General features: G+C 45.0%; 23 protein-coding genes and 1 riboswitch. Of the genes, 18 read left to right on the top strand and 5 right to left on the bottom strand.

The genetic code is table 11. The features are described from left to right. The first annotated feature begins 103 nt into the window (after positions 1 to 103). The 8 genes from OCV20_RS21080 (at position 104) to thiM (ending at position 7,100) form a co-directional block, all read left to right on the top strand. Complete coding sequence (locus OCV20_RS21080) at positions 104 to 832, top strand: helix-turn-helix domain-containing protein (protein ID WP_016768295.1); 729 nt, start codon at positions 104 to 106, stop codon at positions 830 to 832. Between the two features lie 85 nt (positions 833 to 917). Next, positions 918 to 1,835, top strand: a complete 918-nt coding sequence (locus OCV20_RS21075; RefSeq protein ID WP_086775725.1) for a DMT family transporter — start codon at positions 918 to 920, stop codon at positions 1,833 to 1,835. A 98-nt stretch (positions 1,836 to 1,933) separates the two neighbouring features. After that, a riboswitch (TPP riboswitch) is annotated at positions 1,934 to 2,045 on the top strand. 96 nt (positions 2,046 to 2,141) lie between these two features. Next, complete coding sequence (gene thiD, locus OCV20_RS21070; RefSeq protein ID WP_162290826.1) at positions 2,142 to 3,035, top strand: bifunctional hydroxymethylpyrimidine kinase/phosphomethylpyrimidine kinase; 894 nt, start codon at positions 2,142 to 2,144, stop codon at positions 3,033 to 3,035. Continuing rightward, positions 3,025 to 3,783 (top strand): ABC transporter ATP-binding protein, encoded by a 759-nt coding sequence (locus OCV20_RS21065; protein WP_086775726.1) that lies wholly within the window; start codon positions 3,025 to 3,027, stop codon positions 3,781 to 3,783. The genes thiD and OCV20_RS21065 overlap by 11 nt, the downstream gene beginning before the upstream one ends. Next, the gene (locus tag OCV20_RS21060) at positions 3,776 to 4,591 is read left to right on the top strand and encodes an ABC transporter permease (RefSeq protein WP_086775727.1); all 816 of its coding nucleotides are present in this window, start codon (positions 3,776 to 3,778) and stop codon (positions 4,589 to 4,591) included. Before OCV20_RS21065 ends, OCV20_RS21060 begins: the two co-directional genes overlap by 8 nt. A gap of 46 nt (positions 4,592 to 4,637) precedes the next feature. After that, positions 4,638 to 5,594, top strand: a complete 957-nt coding sequence (locus OCV20_RS21055) for an ABC transporter substrate-binding protein (RefSeq protein ID WP_017068449.1) — start codon at positions 4,638 to 4,640, stop codon at positions 5,592 to 5,594. A gap of 8 nt (positions 5,595 to 5,602) precedes the next feature. After that, the gene (gene tenA, locus OCV20_RS21050) at positions 5,603 to 6,283 is read left to right on the top strand and encodes a thiaminase II (protein ID WP_050648149.1); all 681 of its coding nucleotides are present in this window, start codon (positions 5,603 to 5,605) and stop codon (positions 6,281 to 6,283) included. Positions 6,284 to 6,314: 31 nt separating this feature from the next. Next, positions 6,315 to 7,100: a hydroxyethylthiazole kinase gene (gene thiM / locus OCV20_RS21045; protein ID WP_086775728.1), complete on the top strand. Its 786-nt coding sequence runs from the start codon at positions 6,315 to 6,317 to the stop codon at positions 7,098 to 7,100. 152 nt (positions 7,101 to 7,252) lie between these two features. Here the strand turns inward: thiM and OCV20_RS21040 are convergent, their stop codons facing one another. Continuing rightward, positions 7,253 to 9,196, bottom strand: a complete 1,944-nt coding sequence (locus tag OCV20_RS21040) for a methyl-accepting chemotaxis protein (protein WP_086775729.1) — start codon at positions 9,194 to 9,196, stop codon at positions 7,253 to 7,255. Positions 9,197 to 9,458: 262 nt separating this feature from the next. On the opposite strand from OCV20_RS21040, the gene thiE reads away from it, so the two are divergent. Next, positions 9,459 to 10,076, top strand: coding sequence for a thiamine phosphate synthase (gene thiE / locus OCV20_RS21035; protein WP_086775730.1), 618 nt, complete (start codon positions 9,459 to 9,461; stop codon positions 10,074 to 10,076). 131 nt (positions 10,077 to 10,207) lie between these two features. Here thiE and OCV20_RS21030 read toward each other — a convergent pair whose 3' ends face one another. Both OCV20_RS21030 and OCV20_RS21025 read right to left on the bottom strand, forming a co-directional pair. Next, positions 10,208 to 10,552, bottom strand: coding sequence for a hypothetical protein (locus OCV20_RS21030; protein ID WP_017064409.1), 345 nt, complete (start codon positions 10,550 to 10,552; stop codon positions 10,208 to 10,210). 442 nt (positions 10,553 to 10,994) lie between these two features. Next, on the bottom strand, positions 10,995 to 11,897 hold the full coding sequence (locus OCV20_RS21025; RefSeq protein WP_086775731.1) for a LysR family transcriptional regulator: 903 nt from the start codon (positions 11,895 to 11,897) through the stop codon (positions 10,995 to 10,997). A gap of 137 nt (positions 11,898 to 12,034) precedes the next feature. Between OCV20_RS21025 and OCV20_RS21020 the strand changes: the two genes are divergently transcribed. The 5 genes from OCV20_RS21020 (at position 12,035) to OCV20_RS21000 (ending at position 17,313) form a co-directional block, all read left to right on the top strand. Then, positions 12,035 to 12,463 (top strand): PACE efflux transporter, encoded by a 429-nt coding sequence (locus OCV20_RS21020; RefSeq protein WP_086775732.1) that lies wholly within the window; start codon positions 12,035 to 12,037, stop codon positions 12,461 to 12,463. A 182-nt stretch (positions 12,464 to 12,645) separates the two neighbouring features. Next, entirely contained in the window at positions 12,646 to 13,626 is a 981-nt protein-coding gene (locus tag OCV20_RS21015) for a helix-turn-helix domain-containing protein (RefSeq protein ID WP_086775748.1), read from the top strand. A 241-nt stretch (positions 13,627 to 13,867) separates the two neighbouring features. Further along, the gene (locus OCV20_RS21010) at positions 13,868 to 15,247 is read left to right on the top strand and encodes a metal-dependent hydrolase family protein (RefSeq protein ID WP_050619673.1); all 1,380 of its coding nucleotides are present in this window, start codon (positions 13,868 to 13,870) and stop codon (positions 15,245 to 15,247) included. Between the two features lie 82 nt (positions 15,248 to 15,329). After that, the gene (locus OCV20_RS21005) at positions 15,330 to 15,989 is read left to right on the top strand and encodes a DUF3299 domain-containing protein (protein ID WP_086775733.1); all 660 of its coding nucleotides are present in this window, start codon (positions 15,330 to 15,332) and stop codon (positions 15,987 to 15,989) included. 103 nt (positions 15,990 to 16,092) lie between these two features. Further along, positions 16,093 to 17,313, top strand: coding sequence for a carbohydrate porin (locus OCV20_RS21000; RefSeq protein WP_261881525.1), 1,221 nt, complete (start codon positions 16,093 to 16,095; stop codon positions 17,311 to 17,313). A 96-nt stretch (positions 17,314 to 17,409) separates the two neighbouring features. Here the strand turns inward: OCV20_RS21000 and OCV20_RS20995 are convergent, their stop codons facing one another. Beyond that, positions 17,410 to 17,877: a hypothetical protein gene (locus OCV20_RS20995; protein ID WP_004731619.1), complete on the bottom strand. Its 468-nt coding sequence runs from the start codon at positions 17,875 to 17,877 to the stop codon at positions 17,410 to 17,412. 343 nt (positions 17,878 to 18,220) lie between these two features. Between OCV20_RS20995 and OCV20_RS20990 the strand changes: the two genes are divergently transcribed. After that, entirely contained in the window at positions 18,221 to 19,225 is a 1,005-nt protein-coding gene (locus tag OCV20_RS20990) for a Solitary outer membrane autotransporter beta-barrel domain (RefSeq protein WP_086775735.1), read from the top strand. A gap of 118 nt (positions 19,226 to 19,343) precedes the next feature. Continuing rightward, a complete protein-coding gene (locus OCV20_RS20985) occupies positions 19,344 to 20,405 on the top strand; it encodes a sensor domain-containing diguanylate cyclase (RefSeq protein WP_086775736.1) in 1,062 nt (353 codons plus the stop codon). A 37-nt stretch (positions 20,406 to 20,442) separates the two neighbouring features. Here the strand turns inward: OCV20_RS20985 and OCV20_RS20980 are convergent, their stop codons facing one another. After that, positions 20,443 to 21,438, bottom strand: a complete 996-nt coding sequence (locus OCV20_RS20980; RefSeq protein WP_086775737.1) for a helix-turn-helix domain-containing protein — start codon at positions 21,436 to 21,438, stop codon at positions 20,443 to 20,445. A gap of 158 nt (positions 21,439 to 21,596) precedes the next feature. Between OCV20_RS20980 and OCV20_RS20975 the strand changes: the two genes are divergently transcribed. After that, positions 21,597 to 22,718 (top strand): HlyD family secretion protein, encoded by a 1,122-nt coding sequence (locus tag OCV20_RS20975; RefSeq protein WP_086775738.1) that lies wholly within the window; start codon positions 21,597 to 21,599, stop codon positions 22,716 to 22,718. Then, a complete protein-coding gene (locus OCV20_RS20970) occupies positions 22,708 to 23,727 on the top strand; it encodes a DUF2955 domain-containing protein (RefSeq protein WP_019821772.1) in 1,020 nt (339 codons plus the stop codon). The genes OCV20_RS20975 and OCV20_RS20970 overlap by 11 nt, the downstream gene beginning before the upstream one ends. The last annotated feature ends 14 nt before the right edge of the window (positions 23,728 to 23,741 follow it).

Here is a 23,741-nt window from a genome sequence, read left to right as displayed (position 1 = left end):
AGGTAGCATGAATTTGATACGCATTGAGTGTGACTCTAGGGAAGTGATGATGTAACGTTGTGTCTCTTACTTTAACCTAGCGAAATGTACTCCGGCGTTGATTATGAAATCTAGCTTAAGCATTCGATCTTACACCAAGCAATTTAATACCCATGCTCATGATGACCATCACCAATTGGTATTGCCAATCCAAGGCAGTATTAATATCGAGATGGTGGGGTATGTCGGTAAGGTGGCCGTGGGCGAATGTGTGGTGATTCCAGTAACCACAGCGCATGCGTTTAAGGCGGATGAAGCCGCGCGGTTTATTGTCGCAGATATGGCGGAGTTGCCGCAGCACTTGTTGGAGCATGAGCTCTCGGTTTTCACGATAACACCACCTTTGATGAGCTTCTTGCTGTTTGTTGAGAAGCAGCTGGAGTATCAGGTCGATAGTGGTATTGAGTCATCAATCTTGGATGTGTTTTCACTGCTGTTAGAGCAACAACAAGTGAGTAAGAGCATCGACCCAAGAATCCGTGCCGTACAAAGGCTGATAGCGGATAACTACACCCAGCCGTTATCCATTTCACAACTTGCAGAAACGGCCTGCTTGAGTCCCACTCAATTCAAAAAACGCTTTAAAGAGTGCCTGGGGATCAGTGCGCTTAAATACATCACTCGATATCGTATGGAGAAAGCCCAAGCCTTGTTAACCCACACCGATTTACCGGTTCAGTTGATTGCCGAAAATGTGGGGTATAGTGATGTTTCTGCTTTCAGTCGTCGCTTCTCTCAGCACTTTGGGATGTCCCCAAGGGCGTTTCTAGGCTCAATGAAAGACAGTCTTTAGAAGCAACAATAGCGTCCTTTCGGCAAACTAAATTTTATCAATCTTCACTATTATCTATTTCAGAACTGAAAATTGGGTAATAGAAATGAATCTTGCCATCAATCGCGTTAACGAATTCCAAACGGGCACTTTAGCCATCTTGTTTGCATCTATTTTATGGGGCACGACAGGCACCGCCGCAAGCTTTGCGCCTGATCTAAGCCCCTTAGCGATTGGTGCTTTCTCTATGGGTGTCGGCGGCCTAATGCAAGCGGGCTTGGCATATCGAAAAATCCTATTCGCTTTCGACAAACTTTTGCAGAACAAGAGGCTGTTGGCAGTGAGCGCTTTGGCTTTGGCGGTCTATCCTTTAGCTTTCTATTCTTCAATGAAATTATCCGGCGTGGCGATTGGTACCGTGGTTTCGATTGCAACCGCACCTTTCTTTTCGGCACTGTTAGAGTGTCTGATTAGCAAAAAAAATAATATCAACAAACGTTGGCTCACTAGCTTTGCGATTGGTGTGGTGGGTATTGGGTTGTTGGTGTTTTCAGAATCTTCATCGGCGAATGAACCCGGTGATGATCTCAAGCTGTTGGGTATTGCTTTAGGTTTGCTCGCAGGGCTGTGTTACGCCATTTATTCTTGGGCGACAAAAGCACTGATCGATAAAGGGATTAAGTCACAAGCGGCGATGGGCAGTATTTTTGGCCTCGGCGCGATACTGTTGCTGCCAACGCTCTGGTTTACGGGTGATAACTTGTTTTCCTCGCAGACCAATGTATTAGTCATCAGTTATCTGACGTTAATCCCACAATGCTTGGGCTATGTCGCCTTCAGTTTTGGTTTACGCCATGTGACCGCGAGCAGTGCCAATCTGCTGACTCTGTTTGAACCGGTAGTTGCCGCGGTGCTTGCCGTCTGCGTTGTCGGTGAGCTGATTCCTTTTACAGGCTGGCTAGGTATGTCTCTGATTGTGCTGTGCTTGTTTATACAGTCGAAGCCAGTTAAAGGAACGCTATAAGTATTTGTTTTGTAGTGCCTAATTGAAATTTATTCATGCGTAATTCTTATAATTGAATAAAATCAGTATCTCAGTTGTGAGAGTGCTGTTACTATCGCTATCAATAGTCGGGGGGCATATACCTTATTTGGTGTTTGCTGAGATCGTTAATCGAGACCCGTTGAACCTGATTCAGTTAACACTGGCGTAGGGAACTATAAGCACTCGATCTACGTCTGCACTCATGAAGACTTTCATGAATCTATTGCGACTTCTCCTTCGATCAGTGTTTGTTCTCCTACGTCTTGTAAGATAGTAGGAGCGACAATGACACACAGTTCTATTTCAAAAGATTTAACGCCAAAAGCCTCAGCTTCACAGCATTCTGTGGATGGTTCGATTCGCACGAACACTCCGATTGTATTGACGATCGCTGGCTCAGACAGTGGCGGCGGTGCCGGTATTCAAGCTGATATTAAAGCCATGTCTGCGACAGGTAGTTTCGCTTGTTCGGTAATTACCGCGATCACATCTCAGAACACGCAAGGCGTTTCCGCCATTTTTCCTATTCCACTCGACCATGTTGCTAGCCAGTTAGATGCGGTTTTTACTGATCTGAATATCGTGGCTGTGAAAGTCGGCATGTTGGCCGATTCGCAAATCATCAAAGTCGTTGCAGACAAAATTAAACAGTACCAACCTAAGCATCTTGTGATTGACCCTGTAATGGTCGCGACAAGTGGTGACCTTCTTCTAGAAAACTCAGCTATCACGACGCTAAAGCAAGAACTGATTCCGCTGGCAGACATCATTACTCCTAATTTACCTGAAGGCGCAGCATTAACAGGCAAGCCAGTACCTGAAAGCGAAGCTGAAATGCAGGGCATGATTGAAGACTTACGCGCACTAGGTGCTAAAGCCGTTCTTCTCAAAGGCGGTCATTTAGAGAAAGATGAAAACAGTAACGATCTACTGATTCTCCCGACGACGTCTGCTTTGATTAGCGCTAAGCGTTTTCCTACCAAAAACACCCACGGCACGGGTTGTACGCTTTCTTCTGCTATTGCTTCTTTCTTAGCGCAAGGCAACACGCTGTCAGAGGCTGTTGAGCTAGGCAAACAATACATCTCTCGCGCGATTGCTCACGCTGATGAGTTACAAGTCGGTCAAGGTCATGGCCCTGTAAATCACTTCTTCGCTGGACACGGTAATGTCCGTTAATACGGTTGGTGTTCAGCTCAGCAATGCCTCCTTACGTTATAACGACAGTGAGCACGCGACCTTGTCTGGGTTGTCGCTTAGCTTAAACGCGGGTAAGTGGACGGTATTGCTGGGTCGAAGTGGTTGCGGAAAAACCACGGTATTGCGTTATCTGGCAGGCTTGCTGGACGATAAGGTGGAGTGGCAGGGCACATTGACAACGTCTGATGAACTGCCTTTAACGGATCGCATCGCTTACATGGCGCAGCAGGATTTGTTATTGCCGTGGCTGTCAGTTATCGACAATGTATGCCTGAGTCATCGTTTTCAAAATCCAGCTTCTGATAAAGCAGTGCAAACCAATCAAGCACTCGAGTTGCTTTCTGCGGTTGGTTTGGCTGATTATGCGAATGCGATGCCGGATCAATTGTCTGGTGGTATGCGTCAGCGTGTTGCTTTGGCTCGCACTTTAATGCAAGACAAGCCAGTGGTGTTGATGGATGAACCCTTCTCTGCGCTGGATGCGGTAACGAGACACAAGCTGCAAAGTTTGGCGTGTGAGTTGTTGAGAGATAAAACCGTTGTGTTGATCACCCATGATCCACAAGAAGCGGTGCGCTTGGCGGATAATTTGTATGTGTTGCAAGGCACACCGGCGAACGCTCAGTCTTTATCTGTGCCCAACACGGCCACACCAAGAGTGTTAGATGGTGAATGTGCTGAGTTACAACAAGCGATCTTAGATCAGTTGGAGCGTGATTATGAATGATCTAACGCGAAGCGAAGCTGTGGCTCGTTCAACTAACGCACAGGCTACCACTACACGCTCTCGTCAGATGAATCCTGTTGTTCGTTTGCTTATCAGCAGTGCTGTGATTCTAGGTTTATGGCAGCTAGTTGTGGTTGTCTTCGAGATGCCGAGCTTCATTCTGCCAGCGCCAGCAGAAGTCTTTTTAAAGCTGATTGAACGTTACGATGTGTTACTCAAACACACTTGGGTGACAGCGCAAGAGATCCTACTTGGCTTGCTGCTTGGTTTATCGATGGGGCTATTTTTCGCTCTGCAGATGTTGATGTTTGATCCGCTAAAGCGTTGGCTATTGCCTATCTTAATTGCGAGCCAAGCGATCCCCGTGTTTGCTATCGCGCCAGTATTGATGCTGTGGCTTGGTTACGGCATCACATCAAAAGTGGTGATGGCGGCGATCATTATCTTCTTCCCTGTGACCACATGTTGCTACGACGGCCTACGTAATACACCGACAGGCTATCTCGATCTTGCCAAGACGATGGGTGCATCGAAATGGCAATTGCTTCGCCATATCCAACTTCCTGCTGCACTGCCAACCTTAGCGTCTGGCATTCGTGTGGCGGTGGTGATTGCCCCAATTGGTGCGGTCGTCGGGGAGTGGGTTGGTTCGAGCGAAGGGCTGGGTTATTTAATGCTACAGGCCAACGCACGCATGATCATTGATGAGATGTTTGCTGCCTTGTTCATCTTGGCGGTGCTGTCTATCTCGCTCTACTTCGTTACAGATAAATTACTCAAAAAAGCTATCCCTTGGGAAAACCAATGATGGCTTCGCTCAACATAAGAATAATATTCAAAAGGAAAGGTTAACCGTGAAAAATACAAAATTGATAGGTGCAGTGGCACTGCTTGCTTCATTGGTTTCAGGTCATGCTCTAGCGGACTCTGAACAGAAGAAACTGACACTGATGTTGGATTGGTTTGTGAACCCGAACCATGGCCCAATTGTGATTGCTCAAGAGCGTGGCTACTTTGCTGACCAAGGCTTAGACATTGAAATTCAAGAACCAGCAGACCCAAGCACGCCAGCAAAATTGGTTGCAGCAGGTAAGGTCGATTTAGCGGTAACTTACCAACCAAGTTTAACCATGGATGTGGCAGCGGGTCTTCCTTTAGTTCGTGCATCAACCCTTATCGCGACGCCACTAAACACACTAATGGTACTGGATAACGGCAAGAACGATTCATTAGCGGATCTGAAAGGCAAAAAGATCGGTATTGCGATTGCGGGTAACGAAGAAGCGACTATCGGCACCATGCTAGCTCAAGAAAATGTTGCGTTTACAGACGTGCAAACCATCAATGTGGGTTGGGCTCTTTCATCTTCATTGGCATCGGGAAAGGTAGATGCAATCTGGGGTGGCCTACGTAACTTCGAAACTAACCAGTTAGCCCTTGAAGGCTTTAAAGCAAAAGCGTTCTTCCCAGAAGAGCACGGTGTGCCAGCTTACGATGAGCTTATTTTTGTTGCGAACGCAAAGCAGCACGACGATGAAGCGATCAAAGCGTTCAATAAAGCATTGGAACAAGCAACAACTTACATTGTGAACCACCCACAAGAGTCATGGAGCGAGTTTGTTGCGTATTCACCAGATACGTTGAACAACGAGCTTAACCAACGCGCATGGAACGATACGCTGACTCGTTTTGCACTTCGCCCTTCTGCTGTTGACCTGAAACGTTACGACGATTACGCACAGTTCATGTTCGACAAAGGCATCATCAAATCACTACCAAAAGCCGCTGACTACGTACCGACTTTTGACTAAGGAATCTCATGAAATACCAAGACTTAATCCAAGCCTGTCAACAAGATTGGCAAGACTACACAGAGCATGATTTTGTTAAAACGCTAGCAAACGGCACGCTCGCTCAGCCTTGTTTTCTGCATTATCTGAAGCAAGACTTTCTGTTCCTGAAGCAATATGCCCGCGCTTATGCGTTGGCGATTTACAAGGCAAAAACACTGGCTGATATGCGTCGTGCATTGCCAAGTGTTCATGCTCTGCTAGATTCTGAAATCTCTCACCACGTGACTTACTGTGGTCAGTGGGGTTTAACCGAATCTGACCTAGAAAACGAACCGGAAGATTTCGGTACAGTTGCTTACACGCGCTACGTTCTAGATGCGGGTATGACGGGGGATCTTGTCGATCTTTATGCGGCACTGGCTCCGTGTTCCATTGGTTACGCTGTGATTGGTAAAGCACTTTTAGAAAGCAGTGAAACTGTTTTGGAAGGCAACCCATACGCAAGCTGGCTGCAACTTTATGGCAGTGAAGAGTTCCAGTCTGGCGTAGCAACGGGCGCGGAATACTTCAACCAGCTGCTTGCTGAAATTGATATCAACAGCGAGCGCGGTCAAAACATCGTTCATATCTTTAAAACCGCAACGCGTATGGAAGTGGCTTTTTGGCAGCAAGGGCTGAACGCTCTTAATGATTCTCCAGCTGCTTAAAGTGACTTCTAACGATTAAGGATTTATCCCCATGCTTACTGAACAAATTATTCAATCGCTGCGCGCAGTACGAGAGCAAAAACCACTGGTTGTGAACATCACCAACTACGTCGTGATGAACAATACGGCCAATGCGTTATTAGCGATTGGCGCTTCACCTATCATGGCGCACTCACAGCAAGAACTGTCTGAGATGATGTCTTTCTCTGGCGCGCTTGTGATTAACATCGGCACGTTAGACAGTGTTTGGACGCCAAGAATGCGCTTCGCGGTTGAGCAAGCGAACTTGAACAACAAGGTTGTGGTTCTTGACCCAGTGGGTTGTGGCGCAAGTACGCTGCGTACTGAGACTTCTCGTGAAATTGCACGTTTAGCCGATAAGATAATCATTCGTGGTAACGCGTCTGAGATTATCGCGTTAGCGGGTGAGCAAGCACAGAGCAAAGGCGTTGATGCACTAGATAGCAGTGATGCTGCATTAGGCGCTGCGCAATGCTTAGTGGCTGAATACGGTGCGAATGTGGTTATTTCTGGTGAGACGGATTACGTTGTCACGAAAGACAGTGTTGTGACGTTAAACAATGGTCATCCAATGATGCCTTATGTGACAGGCATGGGCTGTACCTTAACGGCATTGACCGGAGCATTTGCGGCTGTCGGTGATGACAGTGGTTTGGCTGCTGCGGCGGTATTGGGTGTGGTTGGCGAAATCGCAGCTGAGAACTCTCGTGGCCCAGGTAGCTTGCAAATGAACTTGCTCGATGAGTTGTATCAGTTAGACGAAGAAACTCTGGTTCAACGTCTGAAGATTCAGTAGGCTTAATCTAGTTCTAAGCTCAAAACTGATAGTTCGAAGTTAATGGCTCTTAATTTAAAGCTTTTAACTAAAAGAAAGCCCCCGACACTTATGTGTAGGGGGCTTTTTGTTTGTGACTCAGAACTATGTCAGCTGCGATGAAGCAGCTTATGCTAGGTTCTAAAACGATTCACTTGGCTTTCTAAGTGGTGAGCAACCTCAGTTAAGTCGCTCGCTGCACCTGAAATGCTGCTGACTGACTCTTGGTTACTTTGTGCGATGGTATTGGCACCTTGCGCATTTTCACCCAGTGACTTGGTTAAGCAGTCTTGCTCATCGACGGATATTGCGATTTGGCTGTTGGCCTGATTTAAATCTTGGATGTGTTGGTTAATCACATGCAAGTTCTGAGAAGCTTGTTGCGCCTGAGTCGAAGCATCAGAAACCGTGCTGTGACTCTCTTTGATCGACTCTAACGCATCTTTAGCGCCACGCTGTAGCGAGGTGATGAGTTCGTCAATCTGACTCGCAGAATCTTGAGTACGCTTAGCGAGCGTTCTTACTTCATCGGCTACCACGGCAAACCCACGGCCTTGCTCACCCGCACGGGCGGCTTCAATGGCCGCGTTCAATGCCAATAGGTTAGTTTGCTCAGAAACGCCTTTGATTACTTCGAGAATGGCACCAATGTTCATCGACTCTTTGTGTAGGTCAGTCACTTTCTGGCTGCTGACTTGCATGCTTTCATCGGCACTGCCAATTTCGTGCAGTGTTTTATCTACTTCTTTGAGTCCCATAGCGACATTCTCGGTTGCTTGGTTAGCAACTTGAGACGCGTGGTTAGCACTTGCAGCAATTTCTGATGTGCTGGAAGCCAATTGATCAACGGCAGAAGAGATATTGATCATCTCGCTATTCAATTGTGTTGCGTTGGTCGAGCTGTTATTTGTCACTTGATTGAGTGACTCCGACATCTCACCAATGCGCACACTAGAGCGGTTCACTTGGCCAACAATATCGCGCAGAGACTCAATGGTGATCTCCATATTAGTCAGCAGTTCGCCAATCTCATTTTTGCTCTCAATGTTCACTTCAACATTTAAGTTGCCCTGAGAAAGCTCGTTGGTGATCTGTTTAACCTGCGCGATGCCTTTGGTGATAGATCGAGTCACCAACACGGCGCTCGTCATGCCAATAACTAAAGCCACACTCGTCAGCAATATGATGATTTGAATCGAACGCTTTTCACTGGCTTGCAGTACTGGCGTGAGCGCTTGTTTCTGTTGCTCGAGAATACTTTGGGCATCCGCGACCGCAATCGCTAAGCTGTCACCAATAGAGGCGAGGGTAGCGGTTCTTTGCGTGTTCTCAATCATCTGTTGATGAACTTGCTCAAAGCCTTTTGCATACGCTTCGCGTTGGTTCGAGAAGTCTTCAATCAGCTCACTTTGATAAGGCGATGATTTGAGAGACTCAATGTCGCCTTCAATACCTGGTAGCGCGTATTCAAAGATATCTTTACCCGCTTCATAGGTTTTAAGGTCGTTGTTGTTTGAGTAACTGAGTACGGTGATCTTGGCTGCGAGGAAGTTCTCCATCAACATGCCCGCGTATAAGCTCGCGTTTGGATCATTGTTATTGTAAGACTCATACAGCAAGCTCTGAGCTGCTTTCAGTGCGTTGGTTTCTCGTTTGACCATCTCAACGTTGACCAGTTGGTCAATGAGGAGCTCACTCTGTTTCATTGACCCATAAGCCACATCAAAGGCCGCCACACTGTCTTGCACTAGTTGCAGGCTAGCTAGGCTATCGTTTTTGGTGGTGGATTGGATTAAGTTGTTGAGCAGTTCATCAATCGCAAGTTTGCTTGATTGATAATTCGTTTCGTACTGTTCATCCAATGACTCTAAGTAACGTTCAGAAGCTAAACGCATCTGAAGAAAGTGCACTTGAATGTTGCTTGATAATGTCGCTTTTTGGCTGAGTTCACTGTATTGGCTAAAGCCGTTCGACAAGGTTTGGATACCTTTGTAACTCACGAAGCCTGAAATGACGAAAAAGAGTAAGCAGATGGCATAACCCAGCTTGATCTTGAGCGCTATAGAAAGGTGGCGCATAACTATCCCTATATTTACCTGATTCCTTCACAGCGGAGTATTTCATAAAACAGCGTTCTGGGCATGCTTGAAGTGAATACTTTGTGTAATAAGTAACGCTTTAGTTAAAAAGTTCAGGTTTTTCGGCATGCTTTCAACGAGTTGCGTATTTGATGGTGCGTGTGTCATTGAGCTAATTTAGTATTAACTTCCATGCACATGATGCGATTTGTCGGTAAAATGGTGCAACGCCAATTTTAGACATCGACTCCAAAGGTACGAAATGAACCCTTATAAGCTCTACTTAGTAACGGATGACCAACAAGATTTAGAAACGCTTAAGTTCGTGGTTGAACAAGCGGTTGCGGGTGGCGTTACTATGGTTCAAGTAAGAGAAAAACATGGTGACGTAAGAGCCTTCATTGAACGAGCACAAGCGGTTAAGTCGATTCTAGCTGGCTCAGGTGTACCGTTGATTATCAATGACCGGGTGGACGTTGCATTGGCTGTCGACGCCGATGGTTTGCATCTGGGGCAATCGGATATGCCTGCAGAGTTAGCACGTCAGTTGATTGGTCCGGATAAGATTCTTGGGTTATCAATTGAAACTGAACAGCAGTTACAAGAAGCCGATAGTTTGCCGATCGATTACATTGGCCTCAGCGCGTTGTTTGCCACACCGACTAAGACGAATCTAAAGAAACATTGGGGTTATGAAGGCATTCAAATGGCTTTGGAAACAACGAAGTTGCCGATTGTGGGTATCGGTGGAATCAACGAGTCGAACATTCCGCAGTTGGTTAAGACAGGTATTCATGGATTGGCCTTGGTATCAGCGATATGTCACGCTGAAAGCCCAAAACAAGCGACGCAGGATCTGCTATCTCTGATGGGAGAGTGAAAAGGGGAGTAGATACTAGAAAACAAATGAGGTTGGTCATCTGTTTTCTAGTGAAAGCACAAGCCCGGAGTTGTGCTACATGTGTTTACCGATGGAGTATTTAAAGTGCTCTATCTAACACATCGCTTGGTCTACTGAATGCAAAGCGCAACCGTGCCGATGACCATAAGAACGATCGCAGCGTACCAACCGTATTGTGCAGTTTTATCAGCAACAAACACCTTAATGTAGTTGATCTCTTCATGCGCCATTGCGATGAAGTCCGTGTAGTTAATCGACAACTCACGGCTAGCTTCTTTCAGGTCTTGTTGAAGCTTGTTGAAAGACTCATCGATGAAGCCCTTTGTTTCCGAAGCAGACGGAGTAGCAGTTAACGCTAGGCTATTCCAAACCGCCATACGCGATTCATATTCGCTTTCACTGACACAATTAAGTACGCGTAAATCATACTCTCGTTTGTTACGCTCTTTACCCATTTTCTCAGGGCAAATATTTCTTAAAACGTTCACGACAAATTTTCCAAAAGGTTCATTTAGATATAAAAAAGCACTCAAAGAGCGCTCATAAACTGGGTGCGAATTAATATTCAAAAAGTGATCTATTTGAAGCCGACATAAGCAACAGCAAGGCTGAGCGCTTATCTGGGAGATTTGAAGTTGGGTCAGTGGTGTTAAAGAGCGATTTGGGCCTATCTATATTCGTTTGAAAAGACAAACCCGTTGGGATCGCATAGTAGTTATGTCACTTTGGGACATCAACTAGGGTGTTTTATCCACACGACAAAGATATTTATCGGCAAGATAAGCAGAAATGAGGTAGCGGTGGTGACTTCCACGCCGATATTGAATCTATGAATTGACGATGTTTTGAAAATAGAGGCGTTTTCAAAAACAGAGGTGCTTTCAAAAATACAGGAGGCTAGTTAGCCTGCCATTGATTGTATTGCAGTGAGTGCCCCTTAAGCTGCTCAATAAGGCTGGTGAGAACTGGGCCGTTGATGTGGCTGCGAGACACCAAACATCCCACTGGAGTAATCCAACCACCATGCTCGTGCGAAACAGGCAACGCCACAAGATCGCCTTTTTGAATACCTTCCATCACCATCATCTCGGGCACATTAGCCCAACCCACGTTCTGTTCAACGAGATCAACAATGGTCTTGTGGTTGTTGGCGTACCAAAGCATCGAGCTAATACCGTAGGTGAACCACAGTTCGCGTTGCTTTGAGCTGCGATGCACACATTGGCGATAGCGCTTTAGGTCTGAGTCTTGTACGACCGACATTTGGCTGAGTTCATGAGTGGCAGAGCTAACGGTTAGGAAACGCGCTTGGCCCAGCAAGAAGAAGTCCATATCCACTTTAAGTTCGCCGTCCGCGTAGATAATACCAATCTGTGCTTTTCCACGTCTTACTAGGTCTTCAACATCAAAGGTTGAGGTGGTAATGATATCGAAGTGTGTGATTGGAAATTGATCGGCGAGTGAGCTGATTATCTTAATGAAGTTCTTGTCTATGATGCTTTCATCAACCGCAATGATCAGTTCGTGCTCATCTTCTTGGGTCAGCGATTCTACTTTTTGGTCGAAGTACTTTTGCTGGTCAAGGATCGACTTAGCCACAGGCAATAACGCTTTACCTTTGCTGGTTAAAACGGGGATGTTTTTCTCTCGGTTAAACAGCTCTTGGTCAATGGCAATTTCGAGGTTGGCGATCGACTGGCTGACCCCAGACTGAGCGCGTTTCAGTTTGCGAGCGGCAGCAGAGAAAGAGCCACTTTCACACACCGTGACGAAGACTTTTAGTTGCTCAAAACTGTACATGTTATCTCTCGCTAAATACAAAATGGGGTACTTATACTTAAGCTATCACTAATCGTGATGGCTGTTAACTTTCTCTTATTGTTTTCGGTGACATAATTTCGGCTAACCCACCATGTTATAAATAGCGATAGGAATGTATGAGTACGTTAGAGAGAGTTTTCCACTCGGTGTTGTTTGAAGTATTGGCCGTCACACTGTCAATTATAGGTTTAGCGATATTTACTGATCACGATGTGAATGCCTTATCAGGAACCATGATAGTTGTTGCGACTATCGCGATGATTTGGAACTACTGTTTTAACCGTATTTTTGATCGTTATTTCACGGGTGAAAAATCAAAGCGTTCGCTCAAGTTACGTGTTTTTCATGTCGTGCTATTTGAGGCTGGCTTGTTGATAGCGACAATCCCGGTGATGGCATACTTACTTAACGTGGGGTTATGGCAGGCATTTTTGATGGACATCGGCGTGACCATTTTTATTACCATTTACGCGTTTGTGTTTAATCTGATTTATGACCATGTTCGAGCATTCTGGGTACGCAGAGGGGATCTAGCCGTTCAGTAATCTACCAAGTCAGTAAACGCGATCTTAGCCACTAACCGTTTGTTTATTCGTTATTTTAACGGAGATATTCGGTTAGTCGGCCTAGGTAACCCATCGTTTGTTCTGCTATCTTAAATAAGGTGATAATTTGAGTTCTTGAAAGAACAGATTAAGAGGAAAGGATGCCAGATACCTCTCAGATAATGACAGTGGTAGATAAGAAGGAAGTCGAGCTGTTTGCGGAACTGTTCAAACATATCGATGGTGAAATCTACACCTTGTTACGCAGTGCCAAAATCCCCAATGACATTCTCACCAGCAATGACCATTACGATTACCTCCCAGAGACCACCATAAAAAATGTGGTCAAGATTATGGGGGAGTCGGCGTCGAGAGAAGAGTTTTCGTTGTTTATGTGGAGCTTTTGCAAGCAAACCTATGTACCAAGGTTTGTGGCTAAGCTAAGCCAACAGGATTCATTGAAAAGTGCACTAGACCAATTTGGTGAGCAGTTGAAGCTCATATCCAATGGGGCGAATGTCTATACCAAGCAATCCGGAGGTAAGTGGTGGTTTGTTCGTGAGAAGCCGTTTACTAACGCGCCTTGGTTTAAGTTCGCTGAACTGTTCTCTGTCATTTTCATCAACGAGCTACTTTCAGTATTAACGCAAGGTCGTTGGAAGCCGTCTGAGGTTGGCATTCAGAGCGGCGATCTCGAATGTTTTCAATCTCTTCCACAAATGGGCACTGCTCAGTTTTATACACAGAGACCCGTTACTGCCTTTGAAATTCCAGAAGAAATCATGCTTGCGCCGATTGTTTTACCCAAAATTGCTCAAGTATTAGATCTCACTAAGCCTTTACCTAGCTCATTTCTGAGCGCTTTTAAGCTTGTTATAAAACCTTATCTCACGATGGGGAAACTGCCAATTAGCTTGGCATCTGAGATTCTGAATATTCATGTTAGGACGATCCAGCGTCGGTTGGAAAGTGAAGGCGTGGTCTACAAAACCTTGATTGAAGAGATGGTTCTTGAGCAGGTCTTGGAATTGCTAGAGCAGTCCGATCTATCGATCACGCAAGTGGGTGCGAAGATGGGGTATTCCGATTCTTCCCACTTTACCCGAGCGTTCAAACGACAGATGAACATGACGCCAAGAGAGTACCGAAAAGAGCACAGCTAAAAACAGTAAGTAAAAACCGGAGCCTGAACGCAGAATTATTTATTGTCACCAAATGGCCATTTATCAACCTTGAATACTGGCAATATCACTACTAAGTTATTGAATGTGGATGAGTTGTTTTTATTTTTTAGCGCGTGTTGCGACCAATAAAAACACCTTTGAAACCTCATGACACTCATTAGTAGTTACGGAATCGTTATGGGAAGTGGACGCCACTAACAAACGGAATCAAGGTGTAAAAATGAAAAATGCAGGCTTAAAGCTCTCTGTTGTTGCTCTTTCGTGTTCATTTGCTCTTTCTGCAAATGCAGCATCAACGCTATTTACTAACGTCGATGTGTTCAATGGTACTGAAAACAAATTGTACGAAGACCATCATGTATTAGTCGAAGACAATCTTATCAAACAAATCTCTGCGAGCCCGATAGAGGCTGGTGATGCTGTAGTGATCGACGGCGAAGGCAAAACGCTAATGCCGGGATTAATCGAAGGCCACGGACACTTACTGCTGAACGGCGGTAACCTAAGCGACCACGAGAACAACCGAACGATCGAAGAGTTAGCCGCGCGAGCGACAGTGAACGCGAACGCCGCGTTTCAATCGGGTTTCACCACGTGGCGTGATGCTGGTGGCTTGAATACTGGTTTACGTAAGACGATCGATTCTGGCATGTTGCCGGGGCCACGACTTTACACATCTGGCGCGTTTATAGGCCCGACTGGTTCACACGCCGATTTCAGTAACCTAACTACGGCTAACCAACACTTCTTTGGTTCATCGACCAGTATGGCTCGAAATAGCGTCAGCTTTAATGCCGACGGTATTACCGAAATCAAAGCGGCTGCTCGCCAAAACTTCAAGCAAGGCAATACGCAAATTAAGATCATGTCATCGGGTGGTGTTGCATCATCATTTGACCCTTGGCAACTGAATGCGATGTCTGCGGAAGAAATTGAAGCCGCGGTTGAAATTGCTGATGCGTATGGCTCCTACGTGATGTCTCACGCTTACAGTAAAAAAGCGATCATGCGTAACTTGGATGCGGGTGTTAAAACGATCGAACACGGTTTCATGTTCGATGGCGATATCGCCGACAAGATGGAAGACAAAGACGCCTACATCACAACCAACATGACCGCGTTTTCACCTTACCTGACACAGATTGAAGCGATCAACTCGAACCCAGCCTCTAAGCGTAAAGCGGAGTCGGCAACCAAAGCATTCAAAGACTACATCTCGAATGTAAACAAGTACCAACCGAAATGGGGTTTCCACACAGACTGTGTCGGTGACGTGGTTTCTTGTATCAAACAAACCGACCACACGATCTTCCTTGCAGGTAAAGAGTTAGGCAACTTCTTCACTTTGAAAGGCATGACATCGGTAAACGGTGAGATCGTTAAGTTATCTGGCGTGATGGACCCATACCCAGAGGGTAAGTTAGGCGTGATTGAAGCGGGCGCATATGCCGATATCATTATTGTTGAAGGCAACCCACTTGAAGACTTGTCAGTGATTGGGGCAAACGAAAAATGGTTCGATGCAGAGCCGCGCAGCCCTGAAATCGACACCATTAAAGTCATCATGAAAGATGGCAAAGTCTACAAAAACACGCTGTAACTCAGTTCGACAACTCAGTTAAAAAATTAAGCTTTAATGGGTGACCTATTTGGGTAGGTCACCCCTCTTCAAGGTGTTCTATATGCAAAAAATGCTTTCTCTTATCCTGTCGGTGGTATCACTGACGGCCGTTGCTTTTCCTACTTTTGCTGAAACAGCGATGAATCTTGAGTGGCAAGATCTGAACTCAGAGTCTCACGAAATGAAAGTCGAAATGCCGGATCTCACCGATCAACAAATGCGTCTATTACAAGGTGTGATAGCAATGAGTGCATCAGAGGAAGAGCAAGTTCAACAACAGGTTTTATTATTCAAACAAACGCTAAAAGAGCAGGGTGTAGACGCAGACGAAATGATCGCGCTGCGTGACGAATACATGCAAACCATGAAAGCAAACGCCGAAACCATCACGACAGAGTTTGATGGCAAGAAAGTGCGAGTTCCCGGTTTCATTGTTCCACTGGAATTTTCAGAAGGAATGACAGCAACAGAGTTTCTGTTAGTGCCCGTGGCGGGTGCGTGTATCCATATGCCACCACCACCTGCAAACCAGATTGTGCGCGTGTCTTTCCCTGAAGGCTTTCAGGTACAGAACGTTCAGTATCCAGTGTGGGTAGAAGGTGATTTTAGCTCGAACAAAGTGACTGAAGAGGTCTTCCTAGTCGATGGTAAAAGTAACCTCACCATGGGTTATGAAATGAAGGCTTCGATGATCGAAGACTATTATGAAAAAGAAAATTAATGGTTGTCATCAAATGACAATTTTCGATGTGAGTAATAACTAAAATAAATCTAACTTAAAAAGCACTGGTGACATGATGAACTCAAGATTTTCTAAAATAAGTATGGCAATTGTGATGGCGGCTAGCCCAATGAGCGGCGTTGTTTACGGTGCTAACTTTGAAGGCCCAGATTCTGTTGAAAATACAATTGCAGAGCAGAAAGCACAAAAGAAATCTTGGAGGGAGTCATTAGCTGAAGATGGTTTTACATTTGGTGCAGATTACTTTGCTTTGGGGCTGACCTCAGGGGATGGGGTTGGCGGCGATAGCGTTGATGCATCGTCGGGTGTGGCTCGATTATACGGTTCATGGCATCTATTAGGAAAGGACACACAGAACTCAGGGAGCTTAGTTTGGAAGGTGGAACATAGGCATGCCTATGGTGATACTTCGCCAAAAGAGTTTGGTTTTATAGGTTCAGACCAAATTGGATATGTAGGTTTGATAGCACCGGCTTTCAGTGACCAAGGGTTTCGTGTTACGGACTTAAATTGGAAGCAAAAAATCAATGATGGCAAAGGCACAATTGTTGTCGGTTGGCAGGATGTAACGAACTATGCGGATGTTTACGCTCTAGCAAGCCCGTGGTCTGGTTTTACCAACTTGGTATTCTCGACAGGCTCTGGTGCGATGGGCTTACCTGATGATGGTGTATTGGCCCTTTCTGCTGGTCATATGTTGGGCGAAAATTTTTATGTCGTCGGTGGTATCGCGGACGCAAAGGGGAAATCAGATGACATTTTTGATGGCTTTGATACTGCCTTTGGTAGCGATGCGTCTTACTTCACCACACTGGAATTAGGTTGGACGGCTTCGCAAGAGCAGATCTACACCGATAACTTCCATGTGACTTTCTGGGATTTTGGTGACGATACGCGCCATAACCTCGCTTACCCAGACCAAAATAATACTGACGGTGGTAAAGGTGTGAACTTCTCATGGAGTCAGTTCATGACTGATCAAGTGATGCCGTTTGTACGTGGTGGTATCTCTGAAGGGCAAGTCGCACTATATGATAAGTCGCTGAGTGTTGGTTTCGGTTATTTCGGATTAGGTAAGCCAACAAACAATCTTGGTGTAGCTGTCAATTGGTCGGAATTGAATGAAGAAATTCTGCAACCAGTCGCAAATTCAGACGAGCAGTGGACTGCGGAGATCTACTACAACATGCAGTTTGGTGACCATTTCCAAGTAACGCCTGACATCCAGTACATAAAGGATCCTGCATTCTCCAATGAAAGCAGCGCTTGGGTATTCGGTATTAGAGCGAGAGTCTTTATCTAACTTCTCTGCTTGTTAATCGCTGAAACGTAAAGGATAGATGTAAAAAGTGAGCCTTGATAGGCTCACTTTTTTGTCTTAGATGTGAAAGAAAATCGGCTATGCTTTTTCGGCTTTGGGCGTGTCATCGAGTGCGAAGTAGATCTTTGAAACAATAATCTCTGCGACCAAAATAGTGAATACCACAGCGAAGAACGCCACCACACCATTCCAAGGGCCTGTGAAGTCTACCTTGTCACCAAACAAGATATTAATGGCTTCCAACATCACAAACTTAGAGCCCACCAAAATCACGTAACTGGATAAACCGCGATAAATCTTAGGCGCAGTCCCCGGTTTAGATTTGAAGTAATCCGCCAGCTTATGTTCTAAGCCGATAGACAATTTGAGTAGGAGCTGAAGCAAAATCGCAGCTGCAAATGAGATGGTGAATGACTCGATATTGACGAAGTCCCAGTATTCATCAAAAAAATTAAGAACCGTTAAATCGACGAGTACCGCAAGCGTGTATCCGACAAAGAGTCGTTGGGGCGTATTAAATCCATATACTTTTTCTATATTGCTCATCTACTTCTTCCTGAGTAAAGGGTTATAAAAAACTTAGGAGTTAATCTTATAATTTTCAAACGCTTATTGTTTTATATGCGAAACAGGTCTTAAAGTCGGCTTGGCGCATTATGGTAAGTAAGGGTTTTAAGAATGATCCAATATAAGACTCCAATTTAGACAGAGGCACATATGATTATTCATTTTAGAATCCAAGACGTAGAAGAGCTTTGGGGATCCATCGATTTGGCAACGCTCTTGCAGTTGGAACTGAGAGCAGTATCAACCACACCGTTAACTCTCTGATTGAAATAGTTAAGTTACCAATTACACTTGAAGCATAAGTTTGAATGGAGTCAACTTAATGCTTTCACCCCAATCGCTGTATTCCTCTTCTTTTGCTCTGATCTTAACTGGCCTTTTTTCATCCTCAGCCTATGCCTCAAATGAAGCGATTCAAAATCGTTTAGAGAAGATCTTCTCCGCTTCTATTGCGTTGACTGACAGTGATGCGGTTTCTATTGGCTTTGTTGATTTTGACCCTAATTCATTTATCAATTTGAACGACAATGGTTTTGGCTCCGATAAAACCATCGATACTCGAAGCCAAGTGAGTGTGGGCTCCATTCCTTATTCTTCGGTGATTAACACCGATGATCCTGATCTTGACCTTATTTTGTCTGTGCGAGGGTCTTATGCGCTTTCTGAACAGGATATTGAAATCTCACCGGAAGTGACCTCTGACCGTCGTGTGAATCCGAATAAAGACTCAGTATTAGGCCTGTATGGCTTTTTCGGGGTTCAAAATCATCTCAACCAGCACTGGTCTATCGCGTATGGCTTAGGCACTCACTTGCTCTATTACCGCAATAAATACGAATACAACAACAGCTACTCTCAAGCATTTCAGTCTCAGCTAGACGGCTACGCGTTAAATACCTCAGCGTGGGCATTGATAGGTGAGCCATCGGTCAAACTCAAGTATTTAAAGAAGCAAGAGTGGGGAAGCTGGAATGTCTCTTCTCGAGTGCGTTATTTCTATGGGACTGGATGGGGTGAAGCGAACGATGGTGATATCGGTAACCCTGAAGGGATGCGATTTATTAATGAACTAGAGTTTAGGCAAAATGTCGCGCTCGATGCTTGGTCGTTAAACAACCCTCAGGTCCACTATAACTTTAGAAGAATCGATATAGCGGGGGATTTAACGGATCCTTTAGATACACACTATTACTATGAATTTGGCGCTGGGTTGGTGTTCGATGTCCCTTATGACTCTTACTTTTTTGATAACTTTGGCATCGGCATTAACTTCAATTATGGCAGTTCACTCAGTGGTGGTAGTTTGCTCTTCTTACTCAATAATTAGCATAAGTTGTTGATCTTAAAAGTACTCATATAATTTGAATTTGTATGTGTCGTAAAATGGTAAATATCTTAATCAAAACTTAGCCATCATAGTCATTCGCCCATCACCAGAGCAAACTATGAACAAGTTAAGTTATGACCGAAAAATGCCGCTATACGTGGTGTCTGCACTTGTCCTCAATATGGCATTTAGCTTGTGGTTGCTGAGTATTGCTTCTACGCCAGCCATGGTTTTTTCGGTGTGCGCCTTGTTTTTACTTAGCACTCTGATTACCGCACGCCTTTATCGACATGAAATGGCTCAAAGCAAGAATAACTTGTCGGAAGCGATCATTGATGGTGTCGCAGGTTTTATCGTCCTCGATAGTCAATTGAGGGTCATACAAGTCAATCAACAGTTCTCTCGGGTTTCAGGTTATGCCTTTGAGCAAGTCGAATCTCGTCCGATTTCTGATCTCTGTTTTATGAATAACAGCAGTCTCATTGCGACCATTACTCGCTCACTAAAGGAAAACCAGAGATGGAAAGGTGAGTTGAGTGGCGTCAGTCGACTTGGCGAGCAGTTTACCGTAAACGTTGTGGTGGAAAAGCTAACTGAAATTCTGCCGCACAATAACAAGTACGTGGTGACCTTTACAGATATTAGCCGACGCAAGATATTGGAGCGTCGATTAAGAATGCTGGTGGAAACGGATTCACTGACAGGGTGCTGGAATCGACGCCGCTTTGATAACGACTTAAAACATTATTCAAACCTGGCGGAGCGTTATGGTTACACGCATTCTTGTCTGGCGTTGATCGATTTAGATCACTTCAAGGCTATCAATGATAATCACGGTCATGACCAAGGTGATTCAGCGCTGAAAGAGGTCGCTGAACTGTTGAGAAACAACAGCCGAGACACTGACATCGTCGCGCGAGTAGGCGGAGAAGAGTTCGCAATCTTGATGCCTGAAACCAATTTGGCAGAAGCGTTTGAGGCGATGTATCGATTGAAAGAAGTGATTACCAAAGGAACAACATTGAACCTGACCGTGAGCAGTGGTGTGTCTGAAATACAGGCGCAAGCCGAAGCGACCTATCGCAGTGCAGACAAGGCACTGTACCGCGCTAAAGGTAACGGGCGAAATAGAGTGTGTAGCTCTAGTTCAGGCTGCGCGACACCTATTGCCCTTGGCTAAGAGTTGGTCGCACTTAGCTAATCGGTGAGAGTGGTATCTAAGCCGAGATTGAGCGTTGGTAAATATTCGGCGTAAGGCCAGACACACGCTTAAACGCACGAGAAAAATGCGAGATGTTGGTGTAACCGAGCTGGCTAGAAATGTAGGTCAGCGTGTGGCCTTCTTCCATCAGTTCGCAAGCCACAGAAAACATCAGGTTCTCTTTGATCTTTCGATAAGTGGTGTTTTCGTTCTTGAGTTTGCGTTGGAACGTTCGCACTGAAAAGTTGAGTAGCTCTGCCGCCTCTTCAAGAGAGAGGTCTTGTTCTTTCATGTACGGTTTTAGAAGCTCATAAATACTATCGGTAAAGCTGGTATGCCACTCAATAAGCGTCGGTTTTGCACTGAGTTCTTTAGAAGTAAGACGGATTGGGAGTTGTAAGATCTCTTCAGGAATCAGCACAGCAGTCGACGAATGATCAACAAACAGTTGGCAGTTACTTGATACCAGTGTTTTGACGACATCGATGTCATTACCTTGCAAGCGAACTTTAGTGGGTAACCATGGCGACTGAGATAAAATGGTTATTAATTCAATGATATAAATAACAGCGAAAGCTTCACCCCATTGAAACATAGGGGAATTATCTTCAGGGGATGTACGGCAAAACCAGTTCTGACCGTGTTCTTGAATAAACTCGACTCTACTGCCTGGTGAATCATAGGCAAAGATTGAATTGATCTGTTTTAGTGCATCACCAATGGTTTCGAATTCGGTAAATTGATGCAAGACATTTGGGATGATTCGACGTCGAAATGCGAGTCCGAGAATATCGGTGAACCGAGAAACACCAAGTTGGGCGGATGTCAGATAAATCAGACGTTTAATTGATTCCGATGGCACAAAATCGCTTTCTGATTCAATGAGATCGGGCGGTAAACCTGAATCTTTGAGTAAAAGGTGTAAATCGAGACCATAGTCAGAAAACACCTGAACCAGAATCTTGGCGTAGTTCGTTTGAATTACCGGGACTTGGTAGTGACTGGAGGTCATGAGCATACAATCCTTGTATATAGTTGCATTATTAGACGTGCATATCATTTGCAACGTTTTGTTTACTAAATCTAACCCTATTTACTTGAGTTTTCCATTGCCGGGTTTATTTTTAAAGTATTAATTTTGTTGATGTTAGTTATCTAGAAGGGAGTCCCATGTCAGAAGTCAACGGGAATACGCAAGAAGCCAAGGAAGAAGTTGGCCAGCAAGAAAATGGAAAAGACAAAGTAAGAAAGGTCACCAACTACTTATTGTTGTTCGTGGCGTTCATGTTGATCTTCAGTATCATTTCAGACCGCATCATCCCTATTACTGATAATGCTCGTGTAAAAGGTTATATCGTTCCAATCAAGCCTGAGGTGTCGGGTAAAGTGCTCGATATTCTTGTTCAACCTAACCAACTGGTTAATCAGGGCGACAAGTTAGCCATTTTAGACGAGTCTGATTACCAAATAGCCGTACAACAAGCCGAGCAAAATTTAGAGATTGCAGGCCAAAATGTCGGCGCGCAAACCGCGAGCATTGCTTCAGCCCAAGCGAAACTCACTTCAGCGATTGTTGAAAGACAAAATACCAAACTGCAAGCCAAGCGTGTTTTAGAGATGGCCGACAAAGGTGTGGTTTCTAAATCAGATGCAGATAAAGCACGAGCAGCATTAGCGACATCTCGAGCGGCGGTTGTTAATGCAGAAGCTGACCTTGACCGCGCTAAGAAACAAATGGGTAAAGAAGGCCAAGAAAATAGCCAAGTGAAAGCGGCGTTGTTGGCACTAGAACAAGCTCAATTGAATCTAGAACGCACCGTGATTACCGCACCGACACAAGGTGGTGTTTCTAACTTTAGTTTGTCTGAAGGTTTCTATGCATCGGCAGGGCAAGCAATCATGACCTTTGTTTCAACCGAAGATATTTGGATTGAAGCTTATTATCGTGAGAACAGCCTAGGTAACGTTGCCGTTGGTGATGAAGTTGAAGTGGCGTTAGATTTTGCTCCGGGCAAAGTGGTAAAAGGGCACGTAAGTAGTATCGATTGGGGCGTTGATTGGGGGCAAAATGATCAAGCAGGTAAGCTTGCTCAAGCTAGCCAACAAACGGGTTGGTTGCGCCAAACACAGATGCTTCCTATCACCATTGAATTTGACAATGAAGAAGTGACAGGCATGCTCCGAGTGGGTGGCCAAGCGGATGTGATTGTTTATAGCGGTGACAACTTTGTGTTCAACGCGATAGGCAAGGTATGGATTCGTTTGATTAGCGTATTGTCTTATGTCCGATAAACCGATTCCTGACCAACAAACACAGCAACGGATCCTGCGATTTACGGTCGGGGTCACGTTGGCTGTTTTCTTGGCGGCGTGGATAAACTGGCCACTTGCGTTCGTGGCGCCAGTGTTCACTGCTAAGTTCTTAATTGATAAACCAAATCTCCATAAGGAAACGGTTTACGAATTGCTCTTGGCCGTTGTGGTCACAATGGGGTTAGGTTTATTGCTATCGCGAGGAATTACCCATTATCCAATCCCATTGTTGATTTTAGTGGGGTTAATGATGCTTTGGGGCTACTACTTGTTTGTCGACCCAAAATGGAACCTGTTCGCCACCATACTGTTGATTGCGGTCTTGATGTTGCCATTCATGGCGATTGATAACCCCGGCGTGTCAGTAATGTTGGCCTCTGGCTTAGCGACCTCTGGTGTGGTTTCAGTAATGCTTTTTGCGTTAGTGCATGTGTTTTTCCCTGAGCCTAAATCAGAGTTCTCAGGCTTCGCTGCTGCGCCACTCGAAAAGAAACAGCGTTGGTATGCGGCCTTTAGGGCGATGATTATCTCCTATCCAGTGGTTTGTTTTTTCTTTATTTTTCAAATATCTGAAGCTTTACTGACAATGATGTTCATTGCGTTGTTATCGTTGATGATTACGTCAGAGAAGTCGATAAAGTTGAGCGCTTTTCTGGTGATAAGTAACGGTATCGGGGGATTGCTGGCGATTGCTGCTTTTTCAATTCTTTCTATAGTACCCAACATTGTCTTCTATTCTTTGTTTATAGGACTTATTGCCATTCTTATGGCTACCAAGATCTACACGGTTCCCGAAAAAGCACCTATTTTCGCCACTGCATTTAGTACGTTGCTCGTACTGGTTGGTAGCACATTGATGAGCTCCGGTGATATCGATAGCAACACCCTTATACGCATATTCCAATTAGTGTTAATTGGCATATATATGATTTTGGCTTCTCTATTCCTAGAAACAAGGAATTGGAAGTTCCTACAAAATCAGCCTTAATTTTGTCTAACAAG

Source organism: Vibrio coralliirubri (genome assembly GCF_024347375.1).
Classification (GTDB): domain Bacteria; phylum Pseudomonadota; class Gammaproteobacteria; order Enterobacterales; family Vibrionaceae; genus Vibrio; species Vibrio coralliirubri.
This window is presented reverse-complemented; position numbering and strand designations above follow the sequence as displayed.

Bases quoted from the DNA above. Each gene is read 5' to 3' on its own strand.
- OCV20_RS21030 (WP_017064409.1), bottom strand. From the start codon at position 10,552: ATGGGTAAAGAGCGTAACAAACGAGAGTATGATTTACGCGTACTTAAT.
- OCV20_RS20980 (WP_086775737.1), bottom strand. From the start codon at position 21,438: ATGACCTCCAGTCACTACCAAGTCCCGGTAATTCAAACGAACTACGCC.
- OCV20_RS20985 (WP_086775736.1), top strand. From the start codon at position 19,344: ATGAACAAGTTAAGTTATGACCGAAAAATGCCGCTATACGTGGTGTCT.
- OCV20_RS21075 (WP_086775725.1), top strand. From the start codon at position 918: ATGAATCTTGCCATCAATCGCGTTAACGAATTCCAAACGGGCACTTTA.
- OCV20_RS20995 (WP_004731619.1), bottom strand. From the start codon at position 17,877: ATGAGCAATATAGAAAAAGTATATGGATTTAATACGCCCCAACGACTC.
- OCV20_RS21015 (WP_086775748.1), top strand. From the start codon at position 12,646: ATGACAGTGGTAGATAAGAAGGAAGTCGAGCTGTTTGCGGAACTGTTC.
- thiD (WP_162290826.1), top strand. From the start codon at position 2,142: ATGACACACAGTTCTATTTCAAAAGATTTAACGCCAAAAGCCTCAGCT.
- OCV20_RS20975 (WP_086775738.1), top strand. From the start codon at position 21,597: ATGTCAGAAGTCAACGGGAATACGCAAGAAGCCAAGGAAGAAGTTGGC.
- OCV20_RS21060 (WP_086775727.1), top strand. From the start codon at position 3,776: ATGAATGATCTAACGCGAAGCGAAGCTGTGGCTCGTTCAACTAACGCA.
- tenA (WP_050648149.1), top strand. From the start codon at position 5,603: ATGAAATACCAAGACTTAATCCAAGCCTGTCAACAAGATTGGCAAGAC.
- thiE (WP_086775730.1), top strand. From the start codon at position 9,459: ATGAACCCTTATAAGCTCTACTTAGTAACGGATGACCAACAAGATTTA.
- OCV20_RS21065 (WP_086775726.1), top strand. From the start codon at position 3,025: ATGTCCGTTAATACGGTTGGTGTTCAGCTCAGCAATGCCTCCTTACGT.
- OCV20_RS21010 (WP_050619673.1), top strand. From the start codon at position 13,868: ATGAAAAATGCAGGCTTAAAGCTCTCTGTTGTTGCTCTTTCGTGTTCA.
- OCV20_RS21025 (WP_086775731.1), bottom strand. From the start codon at position 11,897: ATGTACAGTTTTGAGCAACTAAAAGTCTTCGTCACGGTGTGTGAAAGT.
- OCV20_RS20970 (WP_019821772.1), top strand. From the start codon at position 22,708: ATGTCCGATAAACCGATTCCTGACCAACAAACACAGCAACGGATCCTG.
- OCV20_RS21020 (WP_086775732.1), top strand. From the start codon at position 12,035: ATGAGTACGTTAGAGAGAGTTTTCCACTCGGTGTTGTTTGAAGTATTG.
- thiM (WP_086775728.1), top strand. From the start codon at position 6,315: ATGCTTACTGAACAAATTATTCAATCGCTGCGCGCAGTACGAGAGCAA.
- OCV20_RS20990 (WP_086775735.1), top strand. From the start codon at position 18,221: ATGCTTTCACCCCAATCGCTGTATTCCTCTTCTTTTGCTCTGATCTTA.
- OCV20_RS21005 (WP_086775733.1), top strand. From the start codon at position 15,330: ATGCAAAAAATGCTTTCTCTTATCCTGTCGGTGGTATCACTGACGGCC.
- OCV20_RS21080 (WP_016768295.1), top strand. From the start codon at position 104: ATGAAATCTAGCTTAAGCATTCGATCTTACACCAAGCAATTTAATACC.
- OCV20_RS21040 (WP_086775729.1), bottom strand. From the start codon at position 9,196: ATGCGCCACCTTTCTATAGCGCTCAAGATCAAGCTGGGTTATGCCATC.
- OCV20_RS21000 (WP_261881525.1), top strand. From the start codon at position 16,093: ATGGCAATTGTGATGGCGGCTAGCCCAATGAGCGGCGTTGTTTACGGT.